Annotated in this window: 22 protein-coding genes; 14 read left to right on the top strand and 8 right to left on the bottom strand. The window is 72.6% G+C overall.

Going from position 1 to position 21,154, the window contains the following annotated elements; all coding sequences use genetic code 11:
- Positions 1–28 precede the first annotated feature (28 nt).
- Complete coding sequence (locus D3A60_RS04240) at positions 29–2,176, bottom strand: DUF1631 family protein (RefSeq protein WP_119717425.1); 2,148 nt, start codon at positions 2,174–2,176, stop codon at positions 29–31.
- A gap of 154 nt (positions 2,177–2,330) precedes the next feature.
- Here D3A60_RS04240 and D3A60_RS14680 point away from each other — a divergent pair, with 154 nt between their 5' ends.
- Genes D3A60_RS14680 through D3A60_RS04225 form a run of 3 tightly spaced genes read left to right on the top strand, consistent with a single transcriptional unit; the run spans position 2,331 to position 4,457 of the window.
- Complete coding sequence (locus D3A60_RS14680; protein ID WP_119717424.1) at positions 2,331–2,942, top strand: nitroreductase family protein; 612 nt, start codon at positions 2,331–2,333, stop codon at positions 2,940–2,942.
- On the top strand, positions 2,930–3,865 hold the full coding sequence (locus tag D3A60_RS04230) for a 5'-3' exonuclease (RefSeq protein ID WP_231120386.1): 936 nt from the start codon (positions 2,930–2,932) through the stop codon (positions 3,863–3,865). The genes D3A60_RS14680 and D3A60_RS04230 overlap by 13 nt, the downstream gene beginning before the upstream one ends.
- A 28-nt stretch (positions 3,866–3,893) precedes the next feature.
- Positions 3,894–4,457 carry an NUDIX hydrolase gene (locus tag D3A60_RS04225; RefSeq protein WP_231120385.1) on the top strand — a complete coding sequence of 188 codons (564 nt, stop codon included), beginning with the start codon at positions 3,894–3,896 and terminating at the stop codon, positions 4,455–4,457.
- Positions 4,458–4,550: 93 nt separating this feature from the next.
- On the opposite strand, the gene D3A60_RS04220 is transcribed toward D3A60_RS04225, so the two are convergent.
- From D3A60_RS04220 to prmC, 3 genes are all read right to left on the bottom strand, one after another.
- Positions 4,551–5,972, bottom strand: a complete 1,422-nt coding sequence (locus tag D3A60_RS04220) for a sugar porter family MFS transporter (RefSeq protein WP_119717422.1) — start codon at positions 5,970–5,972, stop codon at positions 4,551–4,553.
- 220 nt (positions 5,973–6,192) lie between these two features.
- On the bottom strand, positions 6,193–7,140 hold the full coding sequence (gene pip, locus D3A60_RS04215) for a prolyl aminopeptidase (protein WP_119717421.1): 948 nt from the start codon (positions 7,138–7,140) through the stop codon (positions 6,193–6,195).
- Positions 7,141–7,221: 81 nt separating this feature from the next.
- A complete protein-coding gene (gene prmC, locus D3A60_RS04210) occupies positions 7,222–8,043 on the bottom strand; it encodes a peptide chain release factor N(5)-glutamine methyltransferase (RefSeq protein ID WP_119717420.1) in 822 nt (273 codons plus the stop codon).
- A gap of 21 nt (positions 8,044–8,064) precedes the next feature.
- Here prmC and D3A60_RS04205 point away from each other — a divergent pair, with 21 nt between their 5' ends.
- From D3A60_RS04205 to D3A60_RS04185, 5 genes are all read left to right on the top strand, one after another.
- Entirely contained in the window at positions 8,065–8,934 is an 870-nt protein-coding gene (locus D3A60_RS04205; RefSeq protein ID WP_119717419.1) for an alpha/beta hydrolase, read from the top strand.
- 203 nt (positions 8,935–9,137) lie between these two features.
- A complete protein-coding gene (gene ahpC, locus D3A60_RS04200) occupies positions 9,138–9,701 on the top strand; it encodes an alkyl hydroperoxide reductase subunit C (RefSeq protein WP_119717418.1) in 564 nt (187 codons plus the stop codon).
- 204 nt (positions 9,702–9,905) lie between these two features.
- Entirely contained in the window at positions 9,906–11,528 is a 1,623-nt protein-coding gene (ahpF, locus tag D3A60_RS04195) for an alkyl hydroperoxide reductase subunit F (protein ID WP_119717417.1), read from the top strand.
- Positions 11,529–11,635: 107 nt separating this feature from the next.
- The gene (locus D3A60_RS04190) at positions 11,636–12,607 is read left to right on the top strand and encodes a LysR substrate-binding domain-containing protein (RefSeq protein WP_119717416.1); all 972 of its coding nucleotides are present in this window, start codon (positions 11,636–11,638) and stop codon (positions 12,605–12,607) included.
- A 91-nt stretch (positions 12,608–12,698) separates the two neighbouring features.
- Positions 12,699–13,124: a rubrerythrin family protein gene (locus D3A60_RS04185; protein ID WP_119717415.1), complete on the top strand. Its 426-nt coding sequence runs from the start codon at positions 12,699–12,701 to the stop codon at positions 13,122–13,124.
- 24 nt (positions 13,125–13,148) lie between these two features.
- On the opposite strand, the gene msrA is transcribed toward D3A60_RS04185, so the two are convergent.
- From msrA to D3A60_RS04165, 4 genes are all read right to left on the bottom strand, one after another.
- Entirely contained in the window at positions 13,149–13,817 is a 669-nt protein-coding gene (msrA, locus tag D3A60_RS04180) for a peptide-methionine (S)-S-oxide reductase MsrA (RefSeq protein WP_119717414.1), read from the bottom strand.
- A 97-nt stretch (positions 13,818–13,914) separates the two neighbouring features.
- A complete protein-coding gene (locus D3A60_RS04175) occupies positions 13,915–14,460 on the bottom strand; it encodes an adenine phosphoribosyltransferase (RefSeq protein WP_119717413.1) in 546 nt (181 codons plus the stop codon).
- Complete coding sequence (locus D3A60_RS04170; RefSeq protein ID WP_119717412.1) at positions 14,457–15,131, bottom strand: glutathione S-transferase family protein; 675 nt, start codon at positions 15,129–15,131, stop codon at positions 14,457–14,459. The genes D3A60_RS04175 and D3A60_RS04170 overlap by 4 nt, the downstream gene beginning before the upstream one ends.
- An 80-nt stretch (positions 15,132–15,211) precedes the next feature.
- Positions 15,212–15,484, bottom strand: coding sequence for a putative signal transducing protein (locus tag D3A60_RS04165; protein WP_119717411.1), 273 nt, complete (start codon positions 15,482–15,484; stop codon positions 15,212–15,214).
- A 150-nt stretch (positions 15,485–15,634) separates the two neighbouring features.
- Here D3A60_RS04165 and D3A60_RS04160 point away from each other — a divergent pair, with 150 nt between their 5' ends.
- From D3A60_RS04160 to D3A60_RS04130, 6 genes are all read left to right on the top strand, one after another.
- Complete coding sequence (locus D3A60_RS04160; RefSeq protein ID WP_119717410.1) at positions 15,635–17,416, top strand: glutamine--tRNA ligase/YqeY domain fusion protein; 1,782 nt, start codon at positions 15,635–15,637, stop codon at positions 17,414–17,416.
- A 25-nt stretch (positions 17,417–17,441) separates the two neighbouring features.
- Entirely contained in the window at positions 17,442–17,990 is a 549-nt protein-coding gene (locus tag D3A60_RS14810; RefSeq protein WP_157981396.1) for a hypothetical protein, read from the top strand.
- Positions 17,990–18,565: a nucleoside deaminase gene (locus D3A60_RS04145; RefSeq protein WP_119717407.1), complete on the top strand. Its 576-nt coding sequence runs from the start codon at positions 17,990–17,992 to the stop codon at positions 18,563–18,565. The genes D3A60_RS14810 and D3A60_RS04145 overlap by 1 nt, the downstream gene beginning before the upstream one ends.
- Positions 18,566–18,595: 30 nt before the next feature.
- Positions 18,596–19,669, top strand: coding sequence for a 23S rRNA (cytidine(2498)-2'-O)-methyltransferase RlmM (gene rlmM / locus D3A60_RS04140; protein WP_119717406.1), 1,074 nt, complete (start codon positions 18,596–18,598; stop codon positions 19,667–19,669).
- A gap of 102 nt (positions 19,670–19,771) precedes the next feature.
- Positions 19,772–20,239 (top strand): EF-hand domain-containing protein, encoded by a 468-nt coding sequence (locus D3A60_RS04135; protein ID WP_119717405.1) that lies wholly within the window; start codon positions 19,772–19,774, stop codon positions 20,237–20,239.
- 167 nt (positions 20,240–20,406) lie between these two features.
- Positions 20,407–21,138 (top strand): EF-hand domain-containing protein, encoded by a 732-nt coding sequence (locus D3A60_RS04130; protein ID WP_157981395.1) that lies wholly within the window; start codon positions 20,407–20,409, stop codon positions 21,136–21,138.
- Positions 21,139–21,154 lie beyond the last annotated feature (16 nt).

Genomic DNA, 21,154 nt, shown 5'->3' with positions numbered 1-21,154 from the left:
CGTCAGGTGGCGGGAGACGCCGGGGCGATCAGGACTGGCCAGCGACGCGGTCGAGCCGGTTGCGCACTTGGCGCATCGCCTCGTCGCACGGCGTGCTTTCGGCGCCGACCACCAGCCGACCGGCCTGCGCGAGCGCCGCGAGCTCCTCGGCCGAGGCCACCAGCACGCGCATGCCGCGGCGGTTGACCAGCAGGAAGCGCGACGTCAGCGGGCTGATCCACGCCACCTTCGCCGCGAGCGACTCGCCGTTCGGGTCCATCAGCCGCAGCCAGTCGCCCGGCAGCAGGCGGCGCATGCGCGCGGCCAGCTCGGGGTCGTGGTCGATGGTCGCGGTCCCGCCGGCCAGCCACAGCGTGGCGTCCTCGGGGCCGGCGTCGCTGGCGGCGGCCGGCGGCATCGGATGCACTTCGCGCGGCGTGTCCGGGAACGCGAGCGCGCGCACCAGCGTGGTGAAGCCCTGCATCGCCGCGTTGTGGTCGAGGCCGGAGCTGACCAGGCATTCGGTGATGGCCGGCTCGAGCGCGAGCAGGCGGTCGGCGAGCTCGGCGCCGCGGCCGCTGCGGGAGATGCGGTCAGCCTCGGCCAGCGCCGCGCCGAGCGACACGACGTCGGCCTGACGGCCCGCATCGGCGCCTTCGCGCAGCAGCGTCTGCACGACGTGGTGGCGCCACGAGCCGGCGAGGAAGTCGCCGACTTCGGGCGCCAGCGGCGCCTCGAACAGCGGCTCGAGCACCTGGTCGGCGCGCTCGCGCGCCTCGCCGAGGCGCTCGCGGCCGAACGTCGCCTTGGCCGCGCGCGCTTCCTGCAGCTCGACCCGCTTGCGCTGCTGCGCGAGCAGGTCCTCGAGCTCGGCGTGCGCGAGGGTGAAGACGGCCAGGTCCTGGTTGAAGTCGGCGACCACGCGCTGCGACACCGCGGCGGCCCGCTCGAGAAGCTCGCGGTCCTGCGGGGTCGCCGCCGCGTTGCCCTCGCAGGCTTCGGTGATCGCGTCGAGCAGCTTGCGCGCGGGGTGCTCGCGCTGCACGAACAGGCTGGTGTCGAGCATCGCCGCCTTGACGTACGGCAGCACCAGCCGCGCGTACAGCCTGCGGGCGCGCTCCAGCAGGGCGTAGCTCTTGAACAGGGATTCGAACATCAGCGCGACCAGGTCGATCGCGTCTTCCTGGTCGGTGCTCAGCCGGGTCTGGTCGGGGTTCAATCCGAGCCGGCGCGCGCCGTCGACCAGGTGGTCGCGGATCGCGTCGGCCAGCACGCCGGTGCCGGCCAGCGCGCGGGCATACGCGTCCGGCGGTTCGGGCTGCAACAGCGAGGTGATCGTGACCACCTCGTCGTTGCGCATTTCGCGGCGCGGGGCCAGTCGCTGCTGCGGGGCGTGCTTCCCATCCTCGGGGGCCAGGCTCGTGCGCCACGCGTGCAGCTGGTGGCGCAGGTCCTGCATCGCGGCCGCTGCGGCCGGATCGGTGCGCGGCGGGCGCTGGATCGTCGGGACCAGCTCGTTCGACGGATCGTAGCGCGGCACGTCGGCGTCGAAGCGCGGCTGCGGCGGCAGCGGCTTCTTCGGCGCCGTCGGCGCGGCTCCGTAGCCGCAGCTGGCCAGCAGCGCGGTGGCGCGGTTGTAGAGGTCGCCGAGCACCCGCGCCAGTTCCTGCTCGTACTGGCGGAACACGAGCGGCTGCAGGGTGTCGGGCATGTTGACGTCGCGGAACGTCTCGATGAACGCCGCGGCGAGTCGGTTTGCGCCGATCGGGTTGCTCGCCTGCGGCACGTCGAGGGCGCCCGACAGCAGCTCGAGGCTCTGGGTCATCTGCTCGAGCGGCTTGGCGTAGCGCTGCTCGATCGCCTCGGCCAGGCGCTGGCCCGCCAGGTGGAACTGCAGCTGGTTCTCGGCGACCAGGCCCAGCGGCAGGTCGCCGGCGTGACGGATGCGCAGCGCGCGGAAATCGTCGAAGCCCTGCGCGATCAGCTGGCGGAAGCGCATCGTGTACGTGGCGCTGTGCTGACGCATCAACATCAGGGCCTGCTCGTCGAGCCGGCGGCCACCCGGCAGGCCGGAGCGCATCGACGACTCGTGCAGCATCTCGGCGATCGGCGCGTACAGACCTGCCGGCACGGCACCGAGCTGCTCGACCGCGAGCCGCTTGATTTCCTCGAGCACGCGGACGGGATCAGTACGCATGGGCTGCTCTGCGCCGAGCGGTTGGACGGCCACGGTGAATTCCCCAGTCAAGTGACGCCCGGCGAGGTGACGCGTTTTCGCGCATTTGGCCGGCTGTCCGCAGCATAGTGGCAAGATACGTCAGGTCGTGACCCTACGTTCGAAAATGTGATTCATGCCCGTTTCTGCTGACGCTGCTCCCCTGCCCGCCACCCCGCTCGACCGCGCACTGGCGGCGCTGGACCGGCGCCGTTCCGTGCCGAACGTGCAGCTCGAGGCGCCGGGCCCGGACGAGGCGACCCTGCTGCGCCTGCTGCGCACGGCGGTGCGGGTGCCCGACCACGGCAAGCGGGTGCCGTTCCGGTTCGTGACCCTGAGCGGGGACGCGCGCCACGCCTTCGGCGAGCGGCTGGCGCGTCGCAGCCGCGAGCGCGTGCCCGATGCCGGCGATGCGGCGGTCGAGAAGGACCGCCTGCGCTTCACCCACGCCCCGCTGGTGGTCACCGTCGTCGCGCGGCTCGGGCCGGACGAGAAGATCCCCGAGCAGGAACGCCTGCTGACCGCCGGCTGCGTCTGCTTCGCGCTGCTTCAGGCTGCGCAGGCGGCGGGCTTCCGCGGCTGCTGGCTGACCGGCTGGGCCGCGTACGACCCGGTCGTCGCCGGCTGGCTCGGGCTGGGCGAGCACGAACGCGTGGTCGGCTTCGTCCACCTGGGCACGCCGCGGCTCGATCCGCCCGAGCGCGAGCGACCCGATCCGGCCGACCTGCTGACGGCGTGGGCGCCGTGACCGGACCGGCGCCGACCCCGGTCTACCTCGTCGATGCCAGCCTGTACGTGTTCCGGGCCTGGCACTCGATGCCGAACGAGTTCAGCGATGCCGACGGCTGGCCGGTCAATGCCGTGCACGGCTTCGCCCGCTTCCTGCTCGAACTGCTCGACCGCGCCCGGCCGCAGCACGTCGCCGTCGCGTTCGACGAGGCGCTGGACTCGTGCTTCCGCAACGAGATCTACCCGGCCTACAAGGCCAACCGGGAGCCGGCGCCGGACGAACTTCGCCGCCAGTTCGCCCACTGCAAGGCGCTGTGCGCGGCGCTCGGCCTGCCGGTGCTGGCCGACGCGCGCTTCGAGGCCGACGACCTGATCGGCAGCGCGCTGGCGGCGATGCGCGCGCACGGCTTCCGCGGCGTGATCGTGTCGGCGGACAAGGACCTGTCGCAGCTGCTCGGCGACCACGACGAGCAATGGGACTACGCGCGCAACCAGCGCTGGGGCGCGGCCGGCGTGGCGGACCGCCACGGCGTGCACGCGCACCAGATCGCCGACTACCTGGCGCTGTGCGGTGACGCGGTCGACAACATCCCCGGCGTGCCCGGCATCGGCGCGAAGACCGCGGCGGCGCTGCTGGCGCACTTCGGCACGCTCGACGCGCTGCTCGCGCGGATCGACGAGGTGCCGTACCTGCGCCTGCGCGGCGCCGCCAGCGCGGCGGCCCGGCTGCGCGAGCATCGCGAGCAGGCGCTGCTGTGCCGGCGGCTGACGCTGATCGCGCTCGATGCGCCGGTCGACATCGACGCACGGCTGGTCCGCGCGCGACCCGAAGCGTCGGCGTTGATGCGGCTGTGCGAGGCGATCCGCTTCGGGCCAATGACCCGGCGCCGCCTGTTCGACGCGGCCGGGCTGGACTTCGCGGCGGCCGCAGCCAGCGCGTAGCATCGGCGCTCCCTGCAGGAGCGCGCCCGTGCCGACCGAACCCACGCCCGCCGCCGACACGATCGAGACCCTTTACGAAGGCCAGTGGCTGCGGCTGGTCCGCAACGGCCGCTGGGAGTACGCCGAGCGCACCCACGGCAACGGCATGGCGGTGATCATCATCGCGGTGACGCCGGACGACGAGGTGCTGTTCGTCGAGCAGTACCGCGTGCCGCTGGGCCGCCGCACGATCGAGATGCCGGCCGGGCTGGTCGGCGACGACCACGATGCCGACACGCTCGAAAGCGCGGCCACGCGCGAGCTGGCCGAGGAAACCGGATGGCGCCCGGCGCGGGCCGAGGTGCTGCTGGTCGGGCCGACCTCGTCGGGCATGAGCAGCGAGCGCATCGCGTTCGTCCGCGCCACCGGCCTGGTCCGGGTCGGCGACGGCGGCGGCGTCGACGGCGAGGACATCACCGTTCACCGCGTACCGCGCGCCCATGCGCCGGCCTGGCTGATGCGCAAGCACGCCGAGGGCTACGAGCTCGACCTCAAGCTCTGGGCCGGGCTGTGGATGGTCGACCACAACCCGGACGGAACAAAGGCGGCCTAGGCCGCCTTCATCCAGCACGCTGCGGCCTGGGCCGCCTTCGCCGGTGTCGCATTCGGCCCCGCCCCGTTCCCGGGCCGGCGCGGCACGGCGGCGTCAGTTGCGCATGTCCTCGAGTTCGACGCCGCGCGTCTCGCGCACGGCGACGACCACGAACCACAGCGACACGGCCGCGAACGCCGCGTACAGGCCGTAGGCGAAGGTCAGGCCGATCTCGGCGAGTTTCGGGAACGTCGCGGTGATGGCGAAATTCGCCAGCCACTGCGCCGCGGCGGCCACCGCGAGCGCGATCGCGCGGATCCGGTTCGGAAACATCTCGCCCAGCAGCACCCACACCACCGGACCCCAGCTGACGCCGAAGAACACGACGTAGAGGTTCGCGGCGATCAGCGCGACCGGGCCGATGCTTTCCGGCAGCTGCACGTCGGCCCCGGTGCCGGTGGCCTGCGAGAAACACCACGCCATCACCGCGAGCGTCACCGCCATGCCGGCCGAACCGATGACCAGCAGCGGCTTGCGGCCGATGCGGTCGACCAGCGCGATCGCGACCAGCGTCACCAGCACGTTCACGATCGACGTCGCGACGGTGATGGTGAACGAGTCGGCCTCGCTGAAGCCGACCGACTGCCACAGCGTCGACGAGTAGTAGAAGATCACGTTGATGCCGACGAACTGCTGGAACACCGACAGCAGGATGCCGATCCACACGACCGGCAGCAGGCCGCCACCCGGCGCGCGCAGGTCGCGCAGGCGCGGACGGGTCTCCGTCTGCAGGCTGGCCTCGATCTCCGCGACCTTGCGCTGCGCCGATGCGTCGTCGCGCAGGCCGAGCACCTGGCGCAGCACGCCAGCGGCTGCCGCATGCGCGCCCTTCGCCACCAGGTAGCGCGGCGACTCGGGCACGCCGAGCACCAGCAGGCCGTAGATCACCGCCGGCACCACGGCCACCAGGAACATCCAGCGCCACGCGGCAAGCCCGCCCCACAGCGGCTCCGCGGCGCCGCCGGCTGCGCCGGCCAGCCACGCGTCGGACGCGAGCGCGACGAAGATGCCGATCACGATCGCCAGCTGCTGCAGCGAACCCAGCCGCCCGCGCACGTGCGCCGGCGAGACCTCGGCGATGTACGCCGGCGCGATGACCGACGCGACGCCCACGCCCATGCCGCCGATGAACCGCCACGCGATCAGGTCCCACACCCCGATGACGAGGCCGGAACCGAGCGCGCTGACGGCCAGCATCACCGCGGCGATCTGCATCGTCCGCACGCGACCGTAGCGGTCGGCGACCGGCCCGGCGTACCACGCACCGAGCGCCGAACCCAGCAGCGCGCACGAGACCGCGAAGCCGATCAGCGTCGCATCCAGCTTGAAGTCGCTGCGGATCGCCTCGACCGCGCCGTTGATCACCGCAGTGTCGAAGCCGAACAGGAATCCGCCGAGCGCGGCGGCGCAGGCGATCAACACGACGCGCGTGGTGGTGTGCTGTTCGATGGCGCTGGACGCGTCCACTGGACTCATTGCGTTCTCCCCTTGCCGGCGACGGATGCGCCGGCCCTCGAAGCGCCCGATTCTGCGGGCCGCTCCCACGCGGCGCGGCGTGAATACGTATGCAGTGTGCACGCCGCGCGGCGCGCGACGGTGCTGCAGCGCACGATAAATCGCAGGCGGGGCCGCCGGTCGTTGCCCGGCAGGTGTCCGATCGCGCGGCCGCGTGCAGCCGCGCGATCGTCATGCGCCGTCAGGCGGCGCGGAAGCGGTCGGTCGCGCTGACCAGCGCGTCGACGTTCTCCGGCTCGAACGCGGAGTGCCCCGACGCCGGCGTGATCACCAGCTCGGCCTTCGGCCACGCCTTGTGGAGGTCCCAGGCGTTGGCCACCGGGCAGACCACGTCATAGCGGCCGTGCACGATCACCCCGGGGATGTGCGCGATGCGATGCGCGTCGCGCAGCAACTGGTCGTCGGCGTCGAAGAAGCCGGCGTTGACGAAGTAGTGGTTCTCGATCCGCGCGAACGCCAGCGCGAAGCGCGGGTCCTCGTGGCTCTTGGCGAAGTCGGCGTCCATGTGGAGGAAGCTGGTCGCGCCTTCCCACACGCTCCACGCCTTGGCCGCGGCCAGCCGCGTGGCCTCGTCGTCGCTGGTCAGGCGCCGGTGGAACGCGCTGATCAGGTCGTGGCGCTCGACCGGCGGGATCGCGGCGAGGTAGTGCTCCCACGCATCGGGGAACAGCCGCGACGCACCTTCCTGGTAGAACCACTCCAGCTCCCAGCGGCGCAGCATGAAGATGCCGCGCAGGACCAGCGACGCGACGCGCTCGGGGTGCGTCTGCGCGTAGGCCAGCGCGAGCGTCGAGCCCCACGAGCCGCCGAACACCTGCCAGCGGTCGATGTCGAGCTTCTCGCGCAGCGTCTCGATGTCGGCGACCAGGTGCCACGTGGTGTTGTCGACGAGATCCGCGTGCGGCGTCGAGCGCCCGCTGCCGCGCTGGTCGAACAGCACGATCCGGTAGTGGGCCGGGTCGTGGAAGCGCCGCATCTTGTCGCTGCAGCCGCCGCCGGGACCGCCGTGGAGGATCACCACCGGCTCGCCGTCGGGGTTGCCGCACTGCTCGTAGTACAGCGTGTGACGGTCGTCGACCTGCAGCGTGCCGACGTCGAACGGCTGGATCTCGGGGTAGAGCGTGCGCATGGCGGGGCCTCGCGGTGGGCAGGCGGCGAGTGTAGCGGCGGCCACGCGATCCCCGTCACGCGACGCGCGATGCCGATCGCGCTACGGCGCGCGCCCGAGCGTCACGCGGTCGCGGTGCTCGAGATCGGGCGCGGTCGCGACGTCGACCAGTCCCGCGGCCGCGAACAGCGCGCGCACGGCGTCGCCCTGGTCCCAGCCGTGTTCGACCAGCAGCCACCCGCCGGACCGCAGGTGGTCGCGTGCGCCGGCGGCGATCTGACGCAGGTCGTCCAGCCCGTCCGCGCCGGATGCGAGCGCGCCGCGCGGTTCGAAGCGCAGGTCGCCCTGCCCGAGGTGGGCATCGCCGTCGGCGATGTAGGGCGGGTTGCTGGCGATCAGGTCGAAGCGCTCGCCGTCCAGCGCCGCGTACCAGCGACCCGCGCGGAAGGTCACGTTGCCGACGCCGAGCCGCTGCGCGTTGTCGCGGGCGACGTCCAGCGCGGCGTCGCTGAGGTCGGTCGCGACGACCTGCGCCACGGGTCGCTCGGAGGCGATCGCCAGCGCGATCGCGCCGCTGCCGGTGCCGAGGTCGGCAACGCGCGCGGGCGCGGCGGGCGGCAGCCGGTCAAGCGCCAGCTCGACCAGGCGTTCGGTTTCCGGGCGCGGGATCAGCGTGTCCGCGGTGACGCGCAGGCCGAAGCGCCAGAAGCCGCGCTCGCCGGTGAGGTAGGCCACCGGCTCGCCGGCCTCGCGCCGCGCGACAAGCGCGCCGAAGCGCTGGACCGTGTCGGCATCGAGCGCGGCGTCGCCGTGCGCGTACAGCCACGCCGGGGTGCGACCGAGCGCGTGCGCGAGCAGGGCCTCGGCCTCGCCGGCGTCGAGCCGCGGCCGGGCGTCGCGCAGCAGTGCATCCAGTCGCGTCATGGCGTCGTAAGTGACTGATAAATGATCAAAACCTGTCGACATCGTACGCGACGCGCGGCCACCCACCTCGCGCGCGCCCTCACTGCCCTCGCGCTCGCGGCGTCGCTCGGGGGCTGCGGCACGCTCGCCTTTGCGGTCGCCAACGCCGGCGCCGCGCCGCCCGAGGCGAGCGTCGTCTACGCGCCGGAGCACGCCCTCGCCCTCGACGTGTTCGAACCGCGCGGCGCCAACGGGCCCGCGCCGACAGTGGTGTTCTTCTACGGCGGTGGCTGGCGCGACGGCGCGCGGGCGCAGTACCGGTTCGTCGGACGCGCCCTGGCCGAGCGCGGCGTGCTGGCGATCGTCGCCGACTACCGCACCTACCCGCAGGCCGCGTTCCCAGGCTTCATGGACGACGCCGCGCGCGCGGTGGCGTGGGCCCGCGCCCACGCCGGCCGGCACGGCGGCGACCCGTCGAGGCTGTACCTGGCCGGCCACTCGGCCGGTGCGCAGATCGCGGCGCTGCTGGCGACCGACCGACGCTACCTGCGCGCCCACGGGCTGGACCCGGCCGCGCTCGCCGGGGTGATCGGGCTGTCCGGCCCGTACGACTTCGCGATCACCGGGCGCTACCGCGCGGTGTTCGGCCCGCAGGAGCAGTGGCCGCGGGCGCAGGCGATCAATTTCGTCGATGGCGACGAGCCGCCGTTCCTGCTCGTCCATGGGGCCGACGACCGGGTCGTCGAAGCGCGCGACAGCACCGAGCTGGCCGCGAAGCTGCGGGCGGCCGGCGGCGACGCCGAAGCGCTGCTGCTGCCCGGGGCCGGCCACGCCGCGACGGTGGCGGGCCTTTTCGACCCCCGCCTCGCGCCGGCGGTGCTGCCCGCGGTGCTGGACTTCGTGCGCCGCTGAGGCGGGATCGGTCTGGATCTGGCCTGCACGGATCCGCACCGTCGTTCGGGCATTACGATAGCCTCCAACTATCGTATCGATCACATAGATCACCTTGATGGATCGATAGTCTGGGCCTACCATTCCGTCCCAAGTGATCGACGGGTGCGGACATCCGCTCCGTATCGATCCAACCCCTTCTTCCACTCCTCTCGAGGAAACGCATGTCCCTGATCAACACCCCGGTCCCGCCGTTCAAGGCCACCGCCTACCGTGCCGGCGAATTCATCGAAGTGACCGAGGCCGACCTGCGCGGCAAGTGGTCGGTCGTGGTCTTCATGCCCGCGGCCTTCACCTTCAACTGCCCGACCGAGGTCGAGGACGCCGCCAACAACTACGCGGAGTTCCAGAAGCTCGGCGCCGAGGTCTACATCGTCACCACCGACACCCACTTCTCGCACAAGGTGTGGCACGAGACCTCGCCGGCCGTCGGCAAGGCCCAGTTCCCGCTGGTCGGCGACCCGACCCACCGCCTGACGCGCGCGTTCGGCGTGCACATCGACGAGGAGGGCCTGGCCCTGCGCGGCACCTTCGTCGTCAACCCGGATGGCGTGATCAAGACGCTCGAGATCCACGACAACGCGATCGCCCGCGACATCACCGAGACGCTGCGCAAGCTCAAGGCCGCCCAGTACGTCGCCGCCCACCCGGGCGAGGTGTGCCCGGCCAAGTGGAAGGAAGGCGAGAAGACCCTGGCGCCGTCGCTGGACCTGGTCGGCAAGATCTAAACCGCTGCACGGGCCGGGCCCTGGGGGTCCGGCCGCACCGAACTGGCGCGCGCCGCGCGCCAGGACCCGACGGGTTCCCTCACCCGTCGTCGCCGGAGCCGCCACTCCCCGGGCGGTTCCGGCCCCTGTTGCGAGCGTCGCGGCGCCCTCGGCCGCCCTCTCCCGGCCCCGGGCGACGCGCCGCTCACCCTTTCCGGAGTTGCCATGCTGACCGACGACCTGCAGACCCAGTTGAAGGCCTACCTCGAGAAGGTCACGCAGCCGATCGAGCTGGCGGCCTCGCTCGACGACGGCGAGAAGTCGCGCGAGCTCGAGGCGCTGCTGCGCCAGATCGCCGCGCTGTCCGACCGCATTACGTACGTGCGCCGCGACGACGATGCGCGCCGCCCCTCGTTCGAGATCCGCCGCACCGGCACCGACGTCGGCGTGCGCTTCGCCGGCATCCCGATGGGCCACGAGTTCACCTCGCTGGTGCTCGCGCTGCTGCAGGTCGGCGGCCACCCGTCGAAGGCCGCGCAGGAAACGCTAGAGCAGGTGCGCGCGCTCGACGCCGCGTCGCACGGCGGAGAGCTGTCGTTCGAGACGTATTTCTCGCAGTCGTGCCAGAACTGCCCCGACGTGGTGCAGGCGCTGAACCTGATGAGCGTGGTCAATCCTCGCATCCGCCACGTCGCGATCGACGGCGCGCTGTTCCAGGACGAGGTCGAGGCGCGCCAGGTGATGGCCGTGCCGACGATCTACCTCAACGGCCAGGTGTTCGGCCAGGGGCGCATGAGCCTGGAGCAGATCGTCGCGAAGATCGACACCGGCTCGGCCCAGCGCGATGCGGCGAAGATCGCGGCCAAGGAGCCGTTCGACGTGCTGATCGTCGGCGGCGGCCCCGCCGGCGCCGCGGCGGCCATCTACGCCGCGCGCAAGGGCATCCGCACCGGCGTGGCGAGCGAGCGGTTCGGCGGCCAGGTGCTCGACACCCTCGGCATCGAGAACTTCATCTCGGTGCGCCACACCGAGGGCCCGCAGCTGGCGGCGGCGCTCGAGCAGCACGTGCTCGAATACGACGTCGACGTGATGCACCTGCAGCGCGCCGAGAAGCTGGTGCCGTCGCGCCAGCCCGGCGGCCTGCACGAGGTGCAGCTGGCCAACGGCGCCGCGCTGAAGGCGCGGACCGTGATCCTCGCCACCGGCGCGCGCTGGCGGCAGATGAACGTCCCCGGCGAAGACCAGTACCGCAACAAGGGCGTCGCCTACTGCCCGCACTGCGACGGCCCGCTGTTCAAGGGCAAGCGCGTGGCCGTCATCGGCGGCGGCAACTCCGGCGTCGAGGCGGCGATCGACCTGGCCGGCATCGTCGGCCACGTGACGCTGATCGAGTTCGACGTGCGGCTGCGCGCCGACGAAGTGCTGCAGCGCAAGCTGCGCAGCCTGCCGAACGTGACCGTCCTGACCAGCGCGCAGACCACCGAGGTGCTCGGCGACGGCCACAAGGTCAACGGCCTGGTCTACCGCGACCGCACCAGCGGCGATACGCACACGGTCGCGCTCGAGGGCATCTTCGTGCAGATCGGCCTGCTGCCGAACACCGAGTGGCTCAAGGGCGCGGTCGAGCTCAGCAACCGCGGCGAGATCCTGATCGACGACCGCGGCCAGACGTCCGCGCCGGGCGTCTTCGCCGCCGGCGACGCCACGACCGTCCCGTTCAAGCAGATCGTCATCGCGATGGGCGCCGGCTCGACCGCCGCGCTGGCCGCGTTCGACCACCTGATCCGCACCTCCGCGCCGGCAGCGGCGTCGGCCCCGACCGCGACGGTTGAAGCCGTCGCGGCCTGAGCCGCGTACACACCGGTACATCCCGGACGCGGCGGTCGCCCCCCACGGCGCCGCGTTCCACCACCGTCGCCGCCGCCGTGCGGCGGCCGCCACCGTGGGAGCGACGCGTGAACCTTCGTGACCTGAAATACCTCGTGGCGCTGGCCGACCTGAAGCATTTCGGCCGCGCGGCGGATGCGTGCTTCGTCAGCCAGCCGACGCTGTCGACGCAGATCCGCAAGCTCGAGGACGAACTCGGCGTGGCGCTGGTCGAACGGGCGCCGCGCAAGGTCATGCTGACCCCGGCCGGGCGTGAGATCGTCGACCGCGCCCGCCGCATCGTCGCCGAGGTCGAACAGATGCGCGAAGCCGCGCGCCGCAGCCGCGACCCCGAAGCCGGCACCGTCCGGCTGGCGATGTTCCCGACGCTCGGCCCGTACCTGCTGCCGCACGTCGTGCCGCAGATCCGCAAGCGCTTCCCGCGGCTGGAGCTGCTGCTGATCGAGGAGAAGAGCCCGGAGATCCTCGAGCGCCTGCGCAGCGGCAAGATCGACGCCGGGCTGCTGGCGCTGCCGATCCACGACGACCAGCTGCACGTCGAGTACCTGTTCGAGGAGCCGTTCGTGCTGGCCGTGCCGGAAGGCCACCCGCTGGCCGAGCGCGGCTCGCTGACGATGGACGAGCTGGCGCACGAGCGTCTGCTGCTGCTCGAAGACGGCCACTGCCTGCGCGACCAGGCGCTCGACGTGTGCCAGCTGGCCGGCGCGAACGAAATGTCCGGCTTCCAGGCGACCAGCCTGGAGACGCTGCGGCAGATGGTCGCCGCCAACGTCGGCCTGACCCTGCTGCCGGTGCTCGCCGTGAAGCCGCCGGTCGCGCCGTCGCACGACATCCGCCTGCTCGGCTTCGACGGCGTCCGCCCGAGCCGGCGCATCGCGATGGTGTGGCGCAAGAGCTCGGCGATGTCGGGCTTCCTGAGCCAGCTGGCCGAGGTGTTCCGCGGCCTGCCGCCGGCGCTGTTCGAGCCGACGCTCAGCGCCGCCGCGGCGCCGGCTGCGCCGGCACGCCGGGCCCGGTCGGCGGCGATCGCCGGCGCCTGAGTCGAACGGGCGCAATTGCGCGCCACCGACGGCGTGGTCTAGCGTGCGGTCGGCGCGACCGCGCCGTGGTTCCCATGACGAGTGCACTGCGATGGCCCTGAAAGGCAGCAAGACCGAAGCGAACCTGATGCAGGCGTTCGCCGCCGAGGCCCAGGCCAACCGCCGCTACCTGTACTTCGCCCAGAAGGCCGATATCGAAGGGCGCAGCGACGTCGCCGCGGTATTCCGCTCCACCGCCGAGGGCGAGACCGGCCACGCGCTCGGCCACCTCGAATACCTCGAGGCCTGCGGCGACCCGCTGACCGGCCTGCCGATCGGCGCCACGGTCGACAACCTCCGGGCGGCGATCGCCAGCGAGACGCAGGAGTTCGCGCAGATGTACCCGGCCTACGCCCAGGCCGCGCGCGACGAGGGCTTCGACGAGATCGCCGACTGGTTCGAGACGCTGGCCCGCGCCGAGCGCTCGCACGCCAACCGGTTCCAGAAAACCCTCAACGATCTCGAAGCGGAAGGCTGAGCGCCAACCGCCGCGCCGACGCGATCAGCCCGCGCCGGCGGCCGCCGCGCCGAGTCCGATCGGACAGCTGACGCCGGTGCCGCCGAGCCCGCAGTAGCCGTTCGGATTCTTCGCCAGGTACTGCTGGTGGACGTCCTCGGCGTAATAGAACGTCGGCGCCGGGTGGACGATCGCGGTGGTGATGGGCCCGAAGCCCGCGGCGTTGAGCCGCTGCTGGAACGCCTCGCGGCTGTTCGCGGCCGCGGCGTACTGCTCCGGCGTGTCGGCGTAGATCGCCGAGCGGTACTGGGTGCCGGTGTCGTTGCCCTGGCGCATGCCCTGGGTCGGATCGTGGTTTTCCCAGAACACGCGCAGCAGGTCGTCGAAGCCGATCTGTTCCGGGTCGTAGACCACCCGCACCACCTCGGTGTGCCCGGTCTGGCCGCTGCAGACCTCGTCGTAGGTCGGGTTCGGCGTGTAGCCGCCGGCGTAGCCGACCGCGGTCGTGACCACGCCCGGCAGCGTCCAGAACTTGCGCTCGGCGCCCCAGAAGCAGCCCATTCCGAACTGCACCGACGCGAGCCCTTCGAACGCGTCGCGCAGCGGCCGGCCGTGCACGTGGTGGGCGTTGCGCAGCGGCATCTCGACGTCGCGGCCGCGGGGCGCGTCCTCGGGGCGCGGCATGCGCTGCTTGAAGGCTCCGATCCCGAGCATCGCGGTGACTCCGTCGTGGGTACTGCAACAACGTGGGGCGCGCCGAGGCGGATTCAACCGGCCGGGGCCCGGCCGGGGCGGGCCGCAGCGATCCGGCCTAGTAGCGCAGCGTGGCCGGCAGCGGCGTCGCGTCCGGCCACCGCGCGCGCCCGCCGAGCGCGGCGATCTCCACCAGCACGCCCGCGCCGACCGTCGTGGCGCCGATGCGGTCGAGCAGCGCGCGCGCCGCCAGCAGCGTGCCGCCGGTCGCGAGCACGTCGTCGACCAGCAGCGTGCGCGTGCCGGGGGCGATCGCGTCGGCGTGGATTTCGATGCGGTCGTGGCCGTACTCGAGCGCGTACTCCTGCCAGACCACGCGCGCCGGCAGCTTGCCGGGCTTGCGGATCGGCACGAAGCCGACGCCGAGTTCGCGCGCCAGGGCCGCACCGACGATGAAGCCGCGCGCCTCGACGCCCGCCACGACGCCGACGCCGGCGTCGCCCCACGGCTCGGCCATCGCGGCGACCGCGGCGGCGAAGCCGCGTGCGTCGGCCAGCAGCGGCGTGATGTCCTTGAACACGATCCCCGGCTTCGGGAAGTCGGCGACGTCGCGGATCAGCGCGGCGAACGCGGGCGAGGCGGCCGCAGGCTGCGCCGTGCTCACGGCGCGGCCAGCCCGTCGGTCGCGGCGAGCCGCTCGGGCTCGGCGACCGCCTCGGCCAGCCACGCCTGCATCGCCGGAAGCGCCAGCACGGCGTCGCAGTACGCCGCCGCGACGTCGTCCATCGCCACGCCGTAGCCGCGGAAGCGCAGCACGACCGGGGCGAACATCGCATCGACGATGCCGAAGCCGCCGCACAGGAACGGACCCGATGCCGGCGCACCGCGCCCGGCGGCCCGTGCGCGCAATCCTCGCCACAGCGCCTGGACGCGCTCGATGTCGGCCTGCGCCTGCGCATTCCAGCGGTAGCCGTCCGGCACGCGCCGCGCATTCATCGGCAGCTGTCCGCGCAGCGCGGCGAACCCGGAGTGCATCTCCGCCGCGGCGGCGCGCGCCACCGCGCGGTCGCGCAGGTCGGCCGGCCAGCCGCGGCCGTCGAGCCAGCGCTCGTTCGCGAACTCGCAGATCGCCAGCGAGTCGGCGACCACCAGGTCGCCGTCGTGCAGGACCGGCACCCGCCGCGTCGGCGACCAGCGCTCGATCTCGGCGAAGAATTCGGGGGTGTCGAGCGACAGCTTGAGCTCGTCGAAGGCGACGCCGAAGTGACGCAGCAGCAGCCACGGGCGCAGCGACCACGACGAGTAGTTCTTGTTGCCGATCACCAGCAGCGGCATGGGCGCGGTCCGGATCGAGGGGCGGCCATGCTCGCGCGCAGCGGGGACGGCGGCAAGGGAACGTCCGGTTGCGCGGCCGCTCAGGCGGGGAACGCGGGCGGCTCGAACGCGTCGGCGTCCGGCGCCGTGTCGTCGCCGGACGATTCGCCGAGCGCGAGCGCCGCGACGATCGCCTGCGCTTCCGGCCACGCCGCTTCGGGCACGCACACGCCGACGACGCCAAACACCGGCAGCTCGCCCATGCCGCCGACCAGCGCCTCGCCGCGCAGGAACACGGGGATGCCCGCGTCCTCCAGCGCATGCTTGACCAGATGGGCGTCGATGACGTTTGCCGCTTCGTAGACGACTTTCATGCGGCACTCCTGTGCGGCGGCTGCAACGATGGGGTCAGCATACGCCGGGCAGCCGTCGCGACCGCGTGGCCGCGGAGCCGCTCCGACGCGGACGGCGCCTGCCGGCCCCAGCGGCTAAACTGCGCGGTCTCCCCTGCCGTGTCCCGCCGCATGTCCGCACCGTCCGATCCCACCGCCGCCCCCACCGCCCCGCCGGATGCGTCTGCCGACGGCGCGCCCGCGGCCGGCAAGCAGGACTTCATCCGCCAGATCGTCCGCGACGACCTGGCCAGCGGCAAGCACGCGGCGATCCGCACCCGCTTTCCGCCGGAACCCAACGGCTACCTGCACATCGGCCACGCGAAGGCGATCTGCCTGGACTTCGGCATCGCCCGCGAGTTCGGCGGCACGTGCAACCTGCGGCTGGACGACACCAACCCCGCCAAGGAAGACCCGGAGTACGTGCAGGCGATCCAGGACGACGTGCGCTGGCTCGGCTTCGACTGGCACGACCTGCGCCACGCCTCGGATTACTTCGAGGTGCTGTACCTCGCCGCGGAGAAGCTGATCCGGCAGGGCGACGCGTTCGTCTGCGACCTCAGCGCCGACGAGGTGCGCGCGTACCGCGGCACGCTGACCGAGCCGGGACGCAACTCGCCGTACCGCGAGCGCGGCGTCGACGAGAACCTCGACCTGTTCCGGCGCATGCGCGCGGGCGAGTTCCCGGACGGCGCACGCACGCTGCGCGCGAAGATCGACATGGCCAGCGGCAACATCAACCTGCGCGACCCGGCGCTGTACCGCATCAAGCACGTCGAGCACCAGAACACCGGCAACGACTGGCCGATCTACCCGATGTACGACTACGCGCACTCGCTCAGCGATGCGGTCGAGGGCATCACGCACTCGCTGTGCACGTTGGAGTTCGAGGACCACCGCCCGCTGTACGACTGGTGCGTGGCGCGCGTGGACCTGGCCGGCTCGCCCGAGCTGGTGAAGCCGCTGACCGACCGCGGCCTCCCGTTCGAGGCCAGCCGGCCGCGCCAGATCGAGTTCTCGCGGCTGAACTTCAACTACCTGGTGATGAGCAAGCGCAAGCTGATGGCGCTGGTGCAGGACGGCCTCGTCGACGGCTGGGACGACCCGCGCATGCCGACGCTGCAGGGCATCCGCCGCCGCGGCTACACGCCGTCCGCGCTGCGGCTGATGGTCGACCGCGTCGGCATCAGCAAGCAGAACTCGTTGCTCGACATCTCGATCCTCGAGGGCGCGCTGCGCGACGACCTCGACGGCGCCGCGCCGCGGCGGATGGCGGTGATCGACCCGGTCAAGCTGGTGCTGACCAACCTGCCCGAGTCGCACGAGGAGCAGCTGGTGTTCGCCAACCACCCGAAGGACGAGTCGTTCGGCGAGCGCCGGGTGCCGTTCTCGCGCACGCTGTGGATCGAGCGCGAGGACTTCGAGGAGGTGCCGCCGAAGGGCTTCAAGCGCCTGACCGTCGGCGGCGACGTGCGCCTGCGCGGCGCCGGCATCGTCCGCTGCGACGCGGTGGTCAAGGACGCCGACGGCCGCGTGGTCGAACTGCACGGCACGCTCGACCCGGACTCGCGCGCCGGCATGGAAGGCGCCAACCGCAAGGTCAAGGGCACGATCCACTGGGTCAGCGCCGCGCACGCGGTCGAAGCCGAGGTGCGCCTGTACGACCGGCTGTTCAGCGTGGCCGACCCCGACGACGACTCGGACGGGAAGACCTACCGCGACCACCTGAATCCCGATTCGCGCCGCACCGTCAACGGCTACGTCGAGCCGGCGGCCGCGACCGCCGCGCCCGAGCAGTCGTTCCAGTTCGAGCGGCTGGGCTACTTCGTCGCCGACCGCCGCGACCACACGGCCGCGCGCCCGGTGTTCAACCGCAGCGTCACGCTGCGTGACACCTGGGCCGGCAAGGCTTGATGCCCCCGACCCGCCGGTGATCGCCATGGCCCTCCGTTTCGTCGCGTCGTTCCGTTTCACTCTCGCGCTCACCCCCGCGCTCGCCCTCGCGCTGCTGGCCGCGTTCGCGCTGTCGGCATGCGCGGCGCCGCCGTCGGAAAGCGCGGCGCAGTCTGGCGCCGCGAGCCCGATCGCCGCCGACGCGCCGACCGCCCCCGCCGCGGGTGCGCCGGCCGCCGGCCCCGTTGCCGACGCGCAGGCGCCGGCCGTGCCGGCCGACCCGGCGCTGGCCCGGCGGACCAAGCCGGCACCGCCGATGAGCAAGCCGCTGCCGCCGCAGCGCGTCGCCGATGCGCCGCCGGTGCTCGACTACGCCTGCCGCACCGCCAGCGACTGCGCGGTCAAGAACGTCGGCAACTGCTGCGGCCAGGAGCCGCGCTGCGTCAACGTCAACAGCCCGACCGACCCGGCCGCGGTGCAGGCCCAGTGCGCGAAGGAAGGACGCATGTCGATCTGCGGCTTCCAGCCGATCCAGGGCTGCGACTGCCGCGCCGGTCGCTGCGAAGGCGTGCTCATGGAATTCGAGGCCCAGTGATGCTCTACGCGCAGGTCCACCTGACGCTGCCGGCGTGGGTCCACGAGCACGTCGACACCGCGCAGGCGCACGTCGGCGACGCGGCCAAGGTCGCGCTGGCGATCGAGCTGTCGCGGCGCAACTTCGAGGCGCGCAGCGGCGGCCCGTTCGGCGCGGCGGTGTTCGGTCCCGACGACCGCATCGTCGCGGTCGGCGTCAACCGCGTGCTGCCGCACGCGTGCTCGCTCGCGCACGCCGAGACGATGGCGTACATGCTCGCGCAGCAGCGCACCCAGCGTGCGCGCCTGAACCGCGACGCCGACGACCGGCCGATCGGACCGTACACGCTGGCCACCTCGTCGCAGCCGTGCTGCCAGTGCTACGGCGCGACCGTGTGGGCCGGCGTCGACCGCCTGCTGATCGGCGCGCGCAGCGAAGACGTCGAGGAACTGACCGAGTTCGACGAGGGTCCGCTGCCGGCCGACTGGGTCGGCGAGCTCGAGCGTCGCGGCATTGCCGTCGTGCGCGACCTGCACCGCGACGCGGCGCGGGCCGTGCTGCGGGCGTACGGCGAGAGCGGCGGTGAGCGCTATTGACGCGCTGACGCCGACGCGGTCCCTCGCCCGATGAGCGGCGACGCCCTGCTGTGCTACTGCCGCGCCGGTTTCGAGCCGGAGCTGGCCGCCGAACTCAACGAGCGCGCGGCCACCGTCGGCCACCCCGGCTATGCGCGCACCGAGCGCGGCAGCGGCGTCGTCGAGTTCCTCGGCGCTGACGCCGACGCGCTGTCGCGGGCGCTGCCGTTCTCCACGCTGATCTTCGCGCGGCAGAAGCTGCTGCGGCTGGCGGACCTGCCGGGGCTGGACCCGCGCGACCGCATCACCCCGATCCTGGCCGCGCTCGACGCCCTGGCCGGCAGCCCCGGCATGCCGTCGGCGTTCGGCGAGCTGTGGGTCGAGCACCCCGACTCCGACGCGGCCAAGCCGCTGGCCGGCCTCGCCCGCAGCTTCGGCAACGCACTGCGACCGGCGTTGCGCAAGGCCGGCTGGCTCACCCGCAGCGACGACCCGGTGCGGCCGCGCCTGCACGTGGTGTTCCTCGCCGGCGACCACGCGGTGCTGGCGACCAGCGAGCCGCGCGACAGCTCCCCGTGGCCGCTGGGCATCCCGCGGCTGCGCATGCACGCCGACGCGCCGAGCCGATCGGCGCTGAAGCTCGAGGAAGCGCTGCTGACGCTGCTCGACGACGACGAGCGCGAGCGGCTGGTTCGCGACAACATGCAGGCCGCCGACCTCGGCGCCGCCCCGGGCGGCTGGACCTGGGTGCTGGTGCGCAACGGCATGAAGGTCACCGCGATCGACAACGGCCCGCTCGCGCAGAACCTGCTCGACAGCGGGCGCGTCGATCACCTGCGCGTCGACGGTTTCCAGTGGCAGCCGCGACGCACGCTCGACTGGCTCGTCTGCGACATGGTCGAGAGCCCGCGCAAGGTGGCCGACCGCATGGCCGCGTGGTTCCACAACAACTGGTGCCGGCAGGCGATCTTCAACCTCAAGCTGCCGATGAAGAAGCGCTGGGAGGAGACCCGGATCTGCCTCGAAGGGTTCGAGCAGCAGACCCACCGGCCGATGACGATCCGCGCGCGGCAGCTGTACCACGACCGCGAAGAGATCACCGTTTTCGCCACGCCACGAACCTGATCGGGGCCGTCCGCGCGGCGTTCAGCCGTGGTTTCGCGGATTGACGGGCGATTGATCGCCGCGGGCGTACGGTCCGGGCGTCCCCCTCTTGGAGGCCGCCCCATGAAATCCCACGCACTGACCCTGATGCTGTGTGCCCTCGCCGGCCCCGCGCTGGCGCAGTCGCCGACCGTGGCGCCCATTCCGCCGCGTGCCGTGCCGGCGACGCCGGCCGTTCCCGCGACGCCCGCCGGCCCTGCAACGCCCGCTACCGCTGCAACGCCGGCGACTCCGGCGGCTCCGGCTACGCAGGCGCCCCGCTCCGCTGCGCTCGACACGCCGAACCGCGCCGTCGTGCTCACGCAGGAAACCGCCACCCGGGGCGCCAGCGTGTCGGTGAGCTCGCGGCCGAACGATCCGATCGCGGCCGGCTACCGACCCGCGTTCCGCGCGCTCGACACCGACCAAGATGGCGTGCTGTCCCGCGCCGAGGCGGCGAAGCATCCGACGGTGGTCGCGCAGTTCGTCGCGCTCGACCGCGACCGCGACCGCGTGCTGTCGCGCGCCGAAACCGAGGGCGTCATCAACTGAGCGAAGCGCGAGTGCACGTGCCACTCGCATACGAAGGGCACGGGGCGCGTCGCCTCACCGCATCGTCATCAGCGTGAACCGCGGCCCGCCCGCAGCGCATCGGTTTACGCGAGGTTGATGGGACCGCGCCTAGGGTCCCCCCACCCCCACTAACAGGAGTCATGGCCATGGCCATCACCACCCGCACCAACCGCCACCTGCTGGCGGCCGCACTGATTGCCGCGATCGGCTCGGGCAGCGCGTTCGCACAGCAGACCGAAGTCGCCGCGAAACAGCAGGCCGCCGTGGAGGCGGAAGCCGCCACCGAGGAAGCGAAGGCCGCGCGCGAGAACGCCGAGGCTGCGCAGGAAGCCGCCAAGGCCGCCGGCGCCGCCAAGCGTGCTGGCGCTATGACGGAGGCCGGTGCCGCGACCGCCGCCGCGACCGCGCATTCCGCCCACCATTCGTCGGTCGATGCCCAGGCCGCGGCCGGAGCGGCCGTCGAAGCCGCCAAGGAAGCGCAGGCGGCCGGCACCGTCGCCCAGTCGGGCGTGAATCCGGTCGCCGCCGCGGCCGAGGCGCAGCAGGCTGCCGCCCAGGCCCGCGCCGCCAGCGCCGCGACCGCCAACGCCGCGGCCCGCGCCGAACTGTCCGCCGACGCCACCGTCGAAGCGGTGAACACGCCGCCCGCGACGCCGCAGGGCAATCCGTCGCCGATGGGCGCGGCGAATGCGCAGGTCGCGTTCCAGTCGACGAACCCGAACTTCAAGATCGACTTCAACGCCTTCGATGCCAACCGCAATGGCGGCCTGACCGAGGACGAGGTCCGCACCCACACCGTGCTGAAGGCGCAGTTCCGCATGCTCGACGTCAACGCCGACGGCAGCCTCAGCACCGACGAGATGAAGAACTGGCTGTAAGCCGTTGAACGGGCCC

The organism is Cognatilysobacter tabacisoli, from assembly GCF_003586305.1.
Lineage (GTDB): Bacteria > Pseudomonadota > Gammaproteobacteria > Xanthomonadales > Xanthomonadaceae > Cognatilysobacter_A > Cognatilysobacter_A tabacisoli.
The sequence above is the reverse complement of the archived record's forward strand: the minus strand, read 5'-3'. Positions and strand labels throughout refer to the sequence as shown.